Origin of the sequence: Aquirhabdus sp. (assembly GCF_046462495.1) — a bacterium.
Taxonomy (GTDB): domain Bacteria; phylum Pseudomonadota; class Gammaproteobacteria; order Pseudomonadales; family Moraxellaceae; genus Aquirhabdus.
In genome coordinates, this window is the sequence record NZ_JBKGVE010000009.1 from 82,731 (window position 1) to 95,059 (window position 12,329).

At 43.0% G+C, this 12,329-nt stretch carries 13 protein-coding genes; 9 read left to right on the top strand and 4 right to left on the bottom strand.

The features are described from left to right. The first annotated feature begins 26 nt into the window (after nt 1-26). On the top strand, nt 27-443 hold the full coding sequence (locus ACLHG7_RS11115) for a DUF2721 domain-containing protein (protein ID WP_410211091.1): 417 nt from the start codon (nt 27-29) through the stop codon (nt 441-443). Between the two features lie 570 nt (nt 444-1,013). Here ACLHG7_RS11115 and ACLHG7_RS11120 read toward each other — a convergent pair. Further along, on the bottom strand, nt 1,014-1,283 hold the full coding sequence (locus ACLHG7_RS11120; protein WP_410211092.1) for a hypothetical protein: 270 nt from the start codon (nt 1,281-1,283) through the stop codon (nt 1,014-1,016). A 363-nt stretch (nt 1,284-1,646) separates the two neighbouring features. On the opposite strand from ACLHG7_RS11120, the gene ACLHG7_RS11125 reads away from it, so the two are divergent. Both ACLHG7_RS11125 and ACLHG7_RS11130 read left to right on the top strand, forming a co-directional pair. After that, nucleotides 1,647-1,844, top strand: a complete 198-nt coding sequence (locus ACLHG7_RS11125) for a hypothetical protein (protein WP_410211093.1) — start codon at nt 1,647-1,649, stop codon at nt 1,842-1,844. Between the two features lie 257 nt (nt 1,845-2,101). After that, on the top strand, nt 2,102-3,268 hold the full coding sequence (locus tag ACLHG7_RS11130) for a lactonase family protein (RefSeq protein ID WP_410211094.1): 1,167 nt from the start codon (nt 2,102-2,104) through the stop codon (nt 3,266-3,268). Nucleotides 3,269-3,333: 65 nt separating this feature from the next. Here the strand turns inward: ACLHG7_RS11130 and ACLHG7_RS11135 are convergent, their stop codons facing one another. The 3 genes from ACLHG7_RS11135 to ACLHG7_RS11145 are packed head-to-tail and all read right to left on the bottom strand — an operon-like array spanning nt 3,334 to nt 7,180. Continuing rightward, a complete protein-coding gene (locus ACLHG7_RS11135; protein WP_410211095.1) occupies nt 3,334-5,127 on the bottom strand; it encodes a GMC family oxidoreductase in 1,794 nt (597 codons plus the stop codon). A gap of 1 nt (nt 5,128) precedes the next feature. Beyond that, nucleotides 5,129-5,836, bottom strand: a complete 708-nt coding sequence (locus ACLHG7_RS11140) for a gluconate 2-dehydrogenase subunit 3 family protein (RefSeq protein WP_410211096.1) — start codon at nt 5,834-5,836, stop codon at nt 5,129-5,131. An 18-nt stretch (nt 5,837-5,854) separates the two neighbouring features. After that, a complete protein-coding gene (locus ACLHG7_RS11145) occupies nt 5,855-7,180 on the bottom strand; it encodes a c-type cytochrome (protein ID WP_410211097.1) in 1,326 nt (441 codons plus the stop codon). A gap of 506 nt (nt 7,181-7,686) precedes the next feature. Between ACLHG7_RS11145 and ACLHG7_RS11150 the strand changes: the two genes are divergently transcribed. From ACLHG7_RS11150 to tolA, 6 genes are all read left to right on the top strand, one after another. Beyond that, nucleotides 7,687-8,688: an adenosine kinase gene (locus tag ACLHG7_RS11150; protein ID WP_410211098.1), complete on the top strand. Its 1,002-nt coding sequence runs from the start codon at nt 7,687-7,689 to the stop codon at nt 8,686-8,688. A 46-nt stretch (nt 8,689-8,734) separates the two neighbouring features. Further along, on the top strand, nt 8,735-9,049 hold the full coding sequence (locus ACLHG7_RS11155) for a Rieske (2Fe-2S) protein (protein WP_407640795.1): 315 nt from the start codon (nt 8,735-8,737) through the stop codon (nt 9,047-9,049). Between the two features lie 259 nt (nt 9,050-9,308). Further along, a complete protein-coding gene (locus ACLHG7_RS11160; protein ID WP_410211099.1) occupies nt 9,309-9,803 on the top strand; it encodes a hotdog domain-containing protein in 495 nt (164 codons plus the stop codon). A gap of 115 nt (nt 9,804-9,918) precedes the next feature. After that, nucleotides 9,919-10,587, top strand: a complete 669-nt coding sequence (tolQ, locus tag ACLHG7_RS11165) for a protein TolQ (protein WP_410211100.1) — start codon at nt 9,919-9,921, stop codon at nt 10,585-10,587. After that, nucleotides 10,588-11,037 (top strand): protein TolR, encoded by a 450-nt coding sequence (gene tolR, locus ACLHG7_RS11170; protein WP_410211101.1) that lies wholly within the window; start codon nt 10,588-10,590, stop codon nt 11,035-11,037. It begins immediately after the preceding gene. A 48-nt stretch (nt 11,038-11,085) separates the two neighbouring features. After that, on the top strand, nt 11,086-12,327 hold the full coding sequence (gene tolA, locus ACLHG7_RS11175) for a cell envelope integrity protein TolA (protein ID WP_410211102.1): 1,242 nt from the start codon (nt 11,086-11,088) through the stop codon (nt 12,325-12,327). The last annotated feature ends 2 nt before the right edge of the window (nt 12,328-12,329 follow it).

A 12,329-nucleotide genomic window follows, 5' to 3' on the forward strand; every position in this document is an offset into this window, starting at 1 on the left:
TTTTATTACTACAAGAGATAAAATAAATGACAGGATTTAACTATGGCATTCCAGGTCTGCTGTTTCCTGCAATTTCTTTATTGATGTTGGCTTATACAAATCGATTCTTTGGTCTTGCGACTCTTGTACGTCAACTTGTAGACAAATACAAAAAGCAACCTGATTCCAAAATACATGCACAAATAAATAATTTAAAAGTTCGAATTGCACTTATTCAGTACAGCCAAGCAATGGGCGTTTTGAGCTTATTGATGTGCACATGCAGCATGTTCTTGCTGTTTATTGAGTGGCAATACACGGCAAGTATTTTGTTTGGATGTGCAATGATTTTCATGCTGGCTTCTTTAATCCTCGCACTAAGAGAAATACATCTATCAGTAAGAGCATTGAACCTAGAAATTGATGAAGTTTTAGATTCTGAAAAGAATATTAATCGAAAGTGAATGTCTTAAAGGCGAGAGCATATTTCTAGCCATGAACCCTGGGAATGCTCCTACACATACATAAATACTATTTAACATAATATACATTATACGACATTAGTGCTGCTACTTGATGGAATCATTTCCCTCGGAATTTTCAGGACTGTCCTGCTTAATCATTACGCCAGTTCGACGCTCACAGGCTGCATTCTGATACAACTGTTGGTACTTCGAGAAAAACGGTTCACAGGACACGGGTGAATTCTGCTGAGCTGGGGATCTACGGATTGCGCGACATGAATACCAACGGCCTAGCATTCATCACTTAAGCGTAAATCTAAATTCACATAAGACTTCGAGATCTTTCTTAACCTTAGAACCTTTTGTGACTGTCACAGTAAAATCCGTGGGCATAAAAATTATGTCGTCTTCAGGTAGATTCCGAAAACCATTCACTATTGTATTGCATAAAAATTCACAGAATTTTTCATTCAAGAATTTGTAGAGTTTCTGACGGTAAACGATACGTAGCTTAGTTTGCATGCAAAAAAAACGCTCAAATAGATTGAGCGATTTAACGTAAATTAATGATTAATTTACAAATAATAGCTCAACTTTAGACAGATGAAAATACTCTTCATCTAGCAAAATTGCAAAATCCAGATCACCGGAATCGCCAATATCCGCACAACATCCTGCTATACGGCCGTATCTAAAAGTTGATCGAGATACCTCATCAAAAAATTCAGAATCTTTAAAGGATGATCCGTACTGCTCTAGCTGCTCTTCAAATGCAATATCACGAAAACAAACTTCTCGACCAAGTAATGCTTGGACTGGTGTAAAATCTAATGTAGCCATAATGTTCTCCGTTGAACCTTGTGGTTAGATAAATACGAGGGTTACAGCCGTCGTATTTATCGAATGATATTCTGAATATTTTATTCAATTAACAAGACATTCAGAAACGACAATATACAAACTAATCGAATTAAATAAAAAAAACTAGATGGAAAACAAAAAACGTGAGAATTAATTGAATTAAAAGACACTAAAATCGATTAAAAAAAGCAAAAGCAAAGAGCCGACTCTGGTATAAAAATCGATCAAAAGTTCCTAATTTGATACCAGAGTCCACTATCAAAAGACGTGGACTCTCTTTTTTTGGGCGCGCACAAAGCGCTCGGCGCAAATGTGCGCGCGCCCTTTTTAACGGAGAAAAATATGGAAACACCAGTAACAGAAGCAATAATAAAAACAGCACCGACGGCAGGACATGCACTAATCAACGCTATCCTATTCTCATTAATAATGCTGATACTAGCCAAACTAACGATTAAGGGATTAAAGAGGATTAAGTACTCAATAAATCGCCCTAAAATGCGATTTAAGAGACCTCAAAAAAAAGATGGGGGTAAGTAAGGCTGCGAGCACTAACATCGTATAATGCGAGCCTATGTTAAATGCCTTGGCGCGATCAGAGACTATTGTCGCGCCTTCGTCATTGAACATAAGCTACAGAGGAGCTTATACGACACCCATAATCATGATTTAATCATCCAAAAATAAACACGTTTAGCCTATAAATTATGGTAGCTTCTATTTCTAAATATCCAGATCCTGCACATAAATCATTCGAAACGACATTGTAAGCCAGTCACTGTACTAGGAGCTATTACATGTATAAAAATCAACAGTTTCTGCTATTAGGATTAAGTCTAGCGCTATCGACTTTGTCATCTGCATCGCCTTTTCATGAACAAACACGACTACTCGTTGGTGGCTATAACAATGCGATCGCAAGTTATGTGTTTAATCAAGACAACGGTCTAATTGAACAAAACACGATTGTTCGAACCCCAGCCCATAACGCGTCTTGGTTTACCGTGGACGCAGAGCGAAACCGATTGTTTGCAGTTGATGAGATTGGCTCAAAATCGACAAAGCCTATAGGAAAAGTCAGTGGCTTTAAGCTAGTAGATCCAGCCAAGCCACTTGATAAAATCAATACTCAGCCGACATTGGGTGATGAGCCGACTTTTATTGTGCATAGCCCAGATGGCCATTATGTATTTGTTGCAAACTACGCCGTGAATCCAAATACAGGTGCAAGTCTTGTTGTTCTGCCCATTGATCAAAATGGTCAATTAGGTGCGGTGACCCAACAACTCGTCCATCAGGCCAGCCATGTTAATCCTGAGCGTCAGGCGTCATCGCATATACACCGCGTAACGTTAACCCCTGATGGGCAATACGTTTTTATGATGGATTTAGGGGGTGATCGTGTTTATGCCTACCGTTATGATGCTAAATCCGATCCTAAACATCCGCTCACTCCGGCGAAAGTACCTTACACCGCCCTTCCCCCAGGCTCTGGTCCACGTCATTTGATCTTCTCTGCCGATGGTCATCATGCTTACCTAACTCTTGAAATGGCTGGGAAGCTTGTGGTCTTTGATGTACTTGATGGCACCCTCAAACAACGTGCAATCGTATCTTTGATACCCAGTGACTTTAAAGGCAAGTTAGGGGCTGGTGCTTTGCATCTTTCTGCAGATGGACAGTTTCTGTATGTGAGTGATCGCGGTAAAGATAATAAAATATTGGTTTATAGCGTGGATCCGACAACAGGTCTCCTCAGTCAAATACAACGTCGCTCTACAGAAGGACAAGAACCCCGAGAATTTGCTATATCTCCTGATGGGCACTACTTATTGGTAACGAATCAATTTTCTAATGAGGTTGTTACGTTTAAACGTGACCCCTCAAATGGAAAGCTGGGCGCATCAATCCAGAAAGTGAACGTCAAGGCACCTTCGATGCTTCAGTTTATTCCTGAAAAATAATTAGAAGTAAACGATAAAACTTTTTAGTAATCAATAAATTTTATCGTTTCCAGAGCGCACCAATCTTAAACCAGCGGTCCGGGATTTTTTAGATATTTATCTCGGATCGTATGGGCGGACCAATACGACAATGCGGCAATAAGCCCTGTGGGGTTATAACCCAGTCCTTGAGGAAAAGCCGACGCACCCGGAACAAACACATTGTGTACATCCCAGCTCTGTAAATATCGATTCAGTGCACTGGTTTGACGATCAGTCCCCATAATGGCTCCGCCATTCATATGAGTGGTTTGGTAGCTCACCGTATCAAAATGATCACCGACGTTCTTACCTGAAATGCTAATGGATTTAGGATTCATGGCTTGGGCTATGCCTTGCATTTTTCCTACCATGAATTGATTCATTTTGATGTCGTTATCTTGCCAATCAAATGTCATGCGTAATAATGGTTGCCCATAAGCATCACGATAAGTGGGATCAAGATCAAGGTAATTATCGCGATATGATTGATGGGCGCCATGACAATCCATGGAGATTGTATGAGCGTAATAGTCGGCAACACCTTTCTTCCATGCACCTCCCCATGCTGGAACTCCTACGGGTAATGAGATTCCACTCACTGGCTTGACCCCAGCTTGATTGACCCAAAAAGGCGAACCACCCACGAATCCAACATGGCTATGGTCAAAGTTATCGGCATTGAAATCATCAATCGCTATGCCGTTTCCTCCTGCACCGATAAAGGGATTGGCATGCACATCTTTATCAAAGTAAGCCTTAATGGTCGCCATGTTCTGATAGGCAAAGTTCTTCCCGACCACACCTGTATTCGTAACTGGGTCATAAGGCTGACCAATACCCGAGAGCAGCATCATGCGGACATTATTGAACTGAAACATCGAGATAATGACAATATCTGCGGGTTGAAAAACCTCTTGGCCTTTGGGGTCGATATAAGTAACGCCCGTTGCAGTCTTTTTATCTTCGCTTAAATTTACTTTGAGTACATGGCACTGGGGTCTTAACTCAAAATTAGGTAACTGACGCAGTGCAGGGAGAATATTGACGTTAGGAGATGCTTTTGAGTAGTTATAACAGGCATAGCCGCTACAAAACCCGCAAAAGTTACAAGGACCCATTTGGCAACCATACGGATTGGTGTATGGTCCAGATGTATTCGCGGAAGGCATGTTATAGGGGTGATAACCAAGACTTTCGGCGGCTTTGCCCCATAGCTGAGCGGAAACCGTATTTTTTTGCGCAGCAAGCGGAAACTCACTAGAACGATCTGGTGAGAAAAAGTTACCACCAAAGCTGCCCTCTATACGCTGATTTCCGACCACTTGTCCTTTGACTGACCATGCCGAACCTGATGTACCAAAGACTTTTTCAGCAAAATCAAAATACGGCTCTAGCTCTTCATAGGAAACACCGAAGTCTTGGATGGTCATGCCATTTGGAATGATCTGAGCCCCATATTTTTCGGTATAGTGGCTTTTTAAGCGCAGCTCAATAGGATCAACACGAAAGTGTACTCCAGACCAATGCAAACCTGCACCACCCACCCCCTCACCCGGCAAAAACGCACCTAAGACGCGATAAGGAGAGGCTGTATCATTGATGGTATGGCGAATACTGACGGTTTCTCGAGATAAATTAAGGAAGAGTTTCTTGCGGACATTGTAAGTTAATTCATCAATGGAAGTTGGATACGCCCCATCGGTCGCAGTATCGCGCATTACGCCACGTTCTAAGGCGACGACATTCAAACCGGCATCAGCCAGTTCTTTAGCCATGATGGCCCCAGCCCAACCGAAGCCGACGACGACAACATTTGTTTTTTTCAGACTAGCAACCATACTAACCTCGTTGTCCATTGATAGACACTGGGGGCAAAGGATAGGCTTCATTGCGATCAACCCAATCCATAAAGTCAGCTCGAGCTCCGGGAAATCCAATCAATGTCCAGCCCACAAGCCCTTTATTTCCCCCATGTACAGGATCAGAAAAGAAGCCTTCACGTGTGTTTTGTAATAAAAAGGAAAAAAACGTTTTGGAGGGAACATCATTGAATTGTGCGTGCCCGGATTCAAAGTCTTTCAGTATTTGATCCTGTAGGTCAGCAGATAACTGATCGAATGATTTATGGTGGATTTGCTGGACATATTGGTTTGCTGCTTTAATGCCTAAGCGATAGATATCACGAGGCACTAGGCGTAATTGATAGCCCAGAGTTGACGGTGCATCTGGCTGAAAAGGTGCTTGCATATACCACAGTGCTCCCCTTGCATATTCACTGTTCATTTGCCGATCAATGAATTCTGGAACGCCTGCCTCTAAGGCACCATGACCCAACTCATCATGAGGGATTAATCGTGCGGTTGCCGCTTGAATAAAAACCCATTCGTCCTGAGTGAAAAATGTCGGTTTATATTCTTTAGCTGCGGATTGGCTGCTATCACTTTGCACACATTGCGGTAAAACTGCGGCGGTTATCGCAACCGCGCCAAGCCCTTGAAATAGTTTTCGCCGTGAGAGTGATCGATCCTGTGGTTTATCCGCCATCATCTATACCTCATACAAAGTTTATTGCTTTAAAGTTTTACGCACACTATGGACTTGAGATGAATCAACACTTGATGCATGGTTACCAAAATTCTGTCTGATAAACGTCGCCAATTGAGCAACATCATCATCTGACAGTCGCTGAGCAAATCCGGGCATAGACAAATCTGATGGCGCCGCATGGGTTTGCGGCAAGGTACTGCCCGTTAGGATTAAACGAATCATTGAAATTGGGTTGTCTGAAAGTACCGAAGGATTATTAGCGATACTGGGAAATACTCGAGCATATCCTTGACCATCACTACGATGACAGCCTGCGCAGTTATCGACATATAATGTAGCGCCATGGGTAGGATTTTTTCCTGCATAGAGTGCTTTTGCCATTGATGCATCCGCTGAGTAGGAGGCTTTACTCTCTTTACTCGGAGCCAATGTTTTTAAGTAAGCGGCAATAGCTTTTAGATCTGCATCGGTCATGTTTTGCGTACTGTGAATGACGACATCATTCATGGGGCTGCCGATCACTGCATGGTGCTGGTTTCTGCCTGTTTTTAATGTATCGACAATATCTTGTTCGGACCAACTTCCTAAACCCGTGGCTAAGTCTGCACGGAGATTGGAGGTAAACCAGCCATCGATTACTTGTCCACCGGCTAAATAATGCGCACCATTTGATTCGTAATCGGTTAAGGTTTTTTCTTGCATTGTCAGTAGTCTTGGGGTGTGACAACTACCACAGTGTCCGGATGCTTGAACCAGATAAGCACCTCGTGCAATTTCTGGTGTGGGGTATTGTTTGGCATCAAACTTAACCTCCACGTTTGGAGCGAATAGCTTGCGCCATATATTCAGCGGCCACCGAATAGATAACGGCCATGGGATACCCGTTGCCCGATTTTCAGCCCGAACGGGGCTAACACCCTGCATAAAGTAGGCATACAACGCACTTACATCTTCATTAGAGAGACGTGCATAGGACGGATATGGCATGGCGGGATATAAGGTTAAGCCATCAGGGCGGATCCCATGTCGAACAGCGCGATCAAAATCAGACAACGTATAGTTTCCTATTCCTGTCTGTTTATCAGGGGTTATATTTGTGCTGTAGATGGTGCCGATTGGCGAAGCCATACCCAGCTCACCAGCAAAAGGCTTGCCTTGGGGCGCTGTATGGCACGCTGTGCAATCACTGGCAACGGCAATGTATTGACCACGTGTGACGAGTGCCGAGTCGATTGGCTCCGTTGCTATAGGAGGTGTTTTGGTTGGCCATAAGGCAAAAGCAAGAACGATAATAAATAATATTATCGCCAGAATGAACAAACCCAGCAGTGTTTTCTTCATCATCTAATCACTCTCATTGCTGGGCAGTGGATGTAATTAAAATCTCATTCTTTATAATTCATCAATTTGATTCAATTATCAATCTGTAAAAATCATTAAATGCAGAAGATTACAAATAACCCTAAGAGCAATTAAATATCAAGCCAACGATTATCTAAATTTGAAAGTTTTATTATTCGAGCTCAAAAATTAAACCAAAAATTTAAAAAATGCTGCGTTGGGATTTCGACCCTACGTCCACCTATCCTGATCACAATAGTGCAAGAGTGCACGTTTTGTGTTTCAATATTACGGTGTCTAAGTCAAGTCTTAACATCATACAAGCAGCTAATTTCATTGATCTTGTATGCATTTTTGGCTAGTTTTAGCATATAATTGACCGCATTTATAAGCAAATTTAACGCATTGACTCACCACGCGGGATCAATCTTACTTCGTTGAATCACTTTTTCATCAGTAAAAATGGTCGCCTCTCTTTAAATTTAGATCGTACTTTGGAAACTCCCGATATGTCAGTTGAACTTTATGGAATTGGTAATGCGCTTGTCGATCAAGAATACGCAATTCAGGATGACTTTTTGAGTTCAACGGGTTTAACCAAAGGCACCATGCAATTAGCCGAGAGTGACGCTCAGTATGCGCTTATCAGTGCTTTGAACAATCACACTACAAGTGCTGGTCAAGTCAGTGGCGGTTCGGGCGCAAATTCAATTTATGCATTCAGTGCATTAGGCGGCCAAGCCTTTTATGCATGCCGTGTAGGAAACGATGATTTAGGTCAGTTTTATTTAAAAGATTTAGCTGCGGCGAATGTGCATGTCTCGCCAATTTCTGAAGGCACAGGTACCACGGGCACGTGTTTGGTATTGATTACACCAGACGGCGAACGGACCATGCATACGCACTTAGGCATCACGACCGACTTATCTATTGATCAAGTTGATTTAAAACCGCTACAAAGTGCGCAGTATCTCTATATCGAAGGATATCTGGCCACCAGTCAGACAGCCCGTGAGGCAGTTCGTCATGCCCGCGCTCAGGCACGTGCGCAAAAAACAAAAATTGCAATCAGCTTATCAGACCCAGCAATGGTTCAATATGCGCGAGAAGGCTTAGTGGATCTAATTGACGATGGCGTAGATATTTTATTTTGCAATGAGCTAGAAGCGCAGATGTTTACTGGTGAGGCCGTGCTTGAGCAAGCGCTATCAGTACTACTTACACACAGTAAATTAGTCGTGATTACTCGCGGTGCTGAAGGTGCGCTGATTGGCTATGATGATGTCATTATCCCCGTCCCTCCCCAAGTTGCGCCTCAAGTATTGGATACCAATGGTGCTGGCGATGCGTTTTCGGGTTCATTCTTGTTTGGCTTAAGCCGTGGCTTCACCCTGAGTGATTGCGGTTTTTTAGCGACGGCAATTTCATCGACTCTGGTGGGACAGTTTGGTGCACGTCTACGTCGTGAACAATATGCTGAGATTTTAGATAAGACCATCTCTAAGGCGTAATTTTAAGAAAAGTAATAGATCCATCAATGCGGGGTGTGCCGTGGAAATGATATGTAAAACTGAACAGGTCGATGAACGTGATGCGCGGAGCTTTGATACACCGAAAGGCGAAGTGATCGTCACTCAGCGGGATGGGATGTTTTATGCCTATTTGAACCATTGCCCGCATTTAGGGGTTAGTCTTGAGTTCCAAGAAAATCAATTTATGGATATGGATCGCGAGTTCCTCATCTGTGCAAATCATGGTGCACTATTTCAAGTTGAAGATGGACTGTGTGTGTTTGGCCCATGTAAAGGCCAGGCTTTGACCAAAATTGATATTGAAGTGCACTCTGATGGCGGGGTCTTTTTTAGAGCCTAACCTCATGTTTTCACAGACTGAGTTTTTTATGCCTAACAAAATAGCGTGTTTCATATAAATCACTCCAGCTTGTATGACAACAAGACGGTTCTCGGATAGTCATTTCAGCTACGATCAAGGTATAAACAGTAGATGCGAATCTTGCTGTTACCAAAATCTATCGTGAGTTAAACGGATGGTCTGTTTAATAATTTTCTTATGCTCTTTATGATGAACGGCTTATTACTCCCCGATTCTTTATTTACAGTGCGTCAATCTTATGCCACATAGAAAGTTTTTTTCTTACCCATTTCGCGTTTATATAGAAGATACGGATGCAGGCGGTATTGTTTATCATGCTAATCATCTGAAATATATGGAGCGAACCCGTACTGAGTGGTTACGGGCACAAGGGATAGATCATTATCTTTTTAGCGGCGAAAACAATGCATTAGAAGCAAGCCAACTGACAAATGATCAAGAAAGTTTACTGAAGTCATCTTTTTCTTTTGTGGTGCATCAGTTACAAATCACGTATCACCAACCTGCAATCATGGATGACCTGCTCATTGTAACCATTGAGGCAGTATCCTGTGGTGCTGCATCTTTTGTGCTTAAACAACGAATCGAACGTGATGACACCATCAATGGTGTGGTGAAGCGCGTTATTATTGCGACTGCAGTGGTGACCTTGGCGTGTTTGAATGGCAAATTAAAGCCTCGTCGCCTGCCCGATAATATTCGCAATCTGGTCCAGCTTGCTTTACAAGATTAGATGACTCAGACCTAAAAGGTAAACGCCTTTAAAAGTTTTGACATTGATTTATTGATATTTTTATTTGCTTGATATGATTTTTGAACCTTTTTTCTTATTTAGATAGTGATAACCAATGGCCGCTCCTACTCTTAGTTTTATTGATTTAGTCACTCATGCGAGTGTTATTGTTAAATTTGTGATGATTCTGCTTTTTGCAGCATCTGTTTATGGTTGGTATCTGATTGCTAAACTTGAACTTTTACACAGTAAAGTGACTAAAGAAGATCGCCATTTCGAACAAGTTTTTTGGTCTGGTGCAGAACTAAAAACCTTATTCCAAAAAGCACAAGTGAATCCTAAAAAACAAGGCTATGAAGCTGTTTTTTATGAAGGTTTCTCCGAGTTTGTGAAGTTGCGCCAAAAGGGTGTAAGCCGTGAAGAACGCTTAGCGGGCACTGAGCGCATGCTCCGGGTGTCGCTAGCACGTCAGCAAACGCCACTAGAACAAGGTCTACCACTGCTTGCAAGTATTGGCTCTGTCGCACCCTATATCGGTTTGTTTGGTACCGTTTGGGGGATTATGAATGCGTTCATGGGGCTATCCCAAGTTCAACAAGCGACTTTGGCGGCTGTTGCACCCGGTATTGCTGAGGCGCTGATTGCGACCGCGATTGGTCTATTTGCTGCAATCCCTGCGGTACTTGCTTTTAACCGTTATAGCGCAAAAAGCGAAGCTGTCTATCAGCAGCGTGTTCTTTTTGCAGAAGAGCTGACTGGTTTACTGCAACGTGAGGCGAGCTAAATGGCATTATCTGGCAGCCCATTTGCACGGGTAAAAAAACCACTTAAAAGCGATATGAACGTCGTACCTTATATTGACGTCATGTTGGTATTGCTGGTGATCTTTATGGTCACAGCACCAATGATTACGGCTGGTTTGACTGTTGATTTACCAAAAGCGGTTAGTGATCCCTTGTCCGTATCTAAAGATCGTCCTGCAATAGTGACCGTTGAAGCCGATGGTAAATTATCGGTTCGTTTTGGTGAAGAGAAAGATCGGACGGTGACTCAGTCAGAGCTTAGCGATCAATTGGCACAAGCCCAATTGAAAAACCCTAACCTTGCTGTATTGGTTCAAGGTGACAGAAAGGTGCCTTATGGGGATGTAGTCACGTTGATGGCAACGCTACAAGCCAGTGGTCTACCTCAAGTCGGTTTAATGACAGAGCAGTTGCCACCGTCTAAACCTTAACATGCCACGCAAGATTGCTTAGACTTAATTTATGTTGATAACAAAACTGTGAATTCAATTAACGTAACGCCTGAAAGACAACGACATGGGATGACGCAGGATAGTAATTCTGCAAGTGGTCCTCTCGTCTTTACTGTCGTGCTGCATATCGTTGTGCTTGCAGCATTCATTTGGTTCGGGCGAAATCTGGTGCCTCTACCTGAGCCAAAGCATATCAAAGCAGTGATGATATCAGCGCCAAAAACTGACAGTAATGCACCGGCTACACCGGAGCAGACCTCTACTCCTGCTCCATCTAACGCGACAGCAAAGGCAGCAGAACAACGTGAGCAATTAAAAGCGCAACGCGAAGAAGCGAAAGCAGAAACAGCTCGCGCAGAGAAACGGGCTATCGAAGTTGCAGCCGCAGCAGTAGCTGCCCAAAAAGCTGAAGCTTTAGCCGCTGAGCACCGACAAAAGCAAATTGAACGTACTCAAGCTCAAGAAAAAGTTTTACAGGAAAAGCAAGCCGCAGCTAAGGCAGCAGCTAAACAAGCTGAGATTGAGCAAGCTTATGCGCTTAAGCAAGCTGAGCAAAAAGCTGAAAAACTTAAAGCAGAACGTTTGAAGGCTTTAGCTCAACAAGAAGAAGCCAAGAAAGCTCAATTAAAGGCAGATGAAAAAGCGCGCGCTCATGCTGAAAAACTTGCCCAGCAAAAAACCGATGCAGAATTGGCGAAGAAGCAAGCAGCAAAAGAAGCAGCTGAAAACGCCAAACAATTGAAAGAGAATGCGAATAAAGACGCCAAAGCAGCACAAGAAAAAGCGGCCAAGCTTGAAAAAGAAAAAGCTGCGAAAGAACAGGCATTTAGTGACGCTAAAGAGGCCAAAGAAAAAGCGGCCAAAGAAGCGAAAGAAAAAGCTAATGCTGCGAAGGCCTCCGCTGAAGCGAGACGTAAACTACTGACGCAGTCTTTAGGTGATGATGATGCTGAAGTGAGTAACCTCAAAGGTCAAGTTGCAGCGCAGGCCAAAGCTAATAGTATCGGTAAATATAAATCTCAGATTGAGTCGCGTATTAAAAATGCTTGGAAAGTTCCTTCTGCAAGTTCGGGTCTCAAGGCAACGGCTCGGATTACATTGACACCTGATGGCTCTATAGCAAGTATTGTGATTACTTCTTCAAGTGGGAATGATGACTTTGATACCAGCATTAAAGCACTACGCAGCCATGGCGGATTACCCGTTCCCGATGATTCAGATACGTTTAGACAAGTAAATCCATTGGTGATCACTTTTAGAGCACCTTAATG

What these genes read in the sequence shown, in the direction of transcription:
- ACLHG7_RS11115 (WP_410211091.1), top strand. Translation starts at nt 27, where the DNA reads ATGACAGGATTTAACTATGGCATTCCAGGTCTGCTGTTTCCTGCAATT.
- ACLHG7_RS11120 (WP_410211092.1), bottom strand. Translation starts at nt 1,283, where the DNA reads ATGGCTACATTAGATTTTACACCAGTCCAAGCATTACTTGGTCGAGAA.
- ACLHG7_RS11125 (WP_410211093.1), top strand. Translation starts at nt 1,647, where the DNA reads ATGGAAACACCAGTAACAGAAGCAATAATAAAAACAGCACCGACGGCA.
- ACLHG7_RS11130 (WP_410211094.1), top strand. Translation starts at nt 2,102, where the DNA reads ATGTATAAAAATCAACAGTTTCTGCTATTAGGATTAAGTCTAGCGCTA.
- ACLHG7_RS11135 (WP_410211095.1), bottom strand. Translation starts at nt 5,127, where the DNA reads ATGGTTGCTAGTCTGAAAAAAACAAATGTTGTCGTCGTCGGCTTCGGT.
- ACLHG7_RS11140 (WP_410211096.1), bottom strand. Translation starts at nt 5,836, where the DNA reads ATGATGGCGGATAAACCACAGGATCGATCACTCTCACGGCGAAAACTA.
- ACLHG7_RS11145 (WP_410211097.1), bottom strand. Translation starts at nt 7,180, where the DNA reads ATGATGAAGAAAACACTGCTGGGTTTGTTCATTCTGGCGATAATATTA.
- ACLHG7_RS11150 (WP_410211098.1), top strand. Translation starts at nt 7,687, where the DNA reads ATGTCAGTTGAACTTTATGGAATTGGTAATGCGCTTGTCGATCAAGAA.
- ACLHG7_RS11155 (WP_407640795.1), top strand. Translation starts at nt 8,735, where the DNA reads ATGATATGTAAAACTGAACAGGTCGATGAACGTGATGCGCGGAGCTTT.
- ACLHG7_RS11160 (WP_410211099.1), top strand. Translation starts at nt 9,309, where the DNA reads ATGCCACATAGAAAGTTTTTTTCTTACCCATTTCGCGTTTATATAGAA.
- tolQ (WP_410211100.1), top strand. Translation starts at nt 9,919, where the DNA reads ATGGCCGCTCCTACTCTTAGTTTTATTGATTTAGTCACTCATGCGAGT.
- tolR (WP_410211101.1), top strand. Translation starts at nt 10,588, where the DNA reads ATGGCATTATCTGGCAGCCCATTTGCACGGGTAAAAAAACCACTTAAA.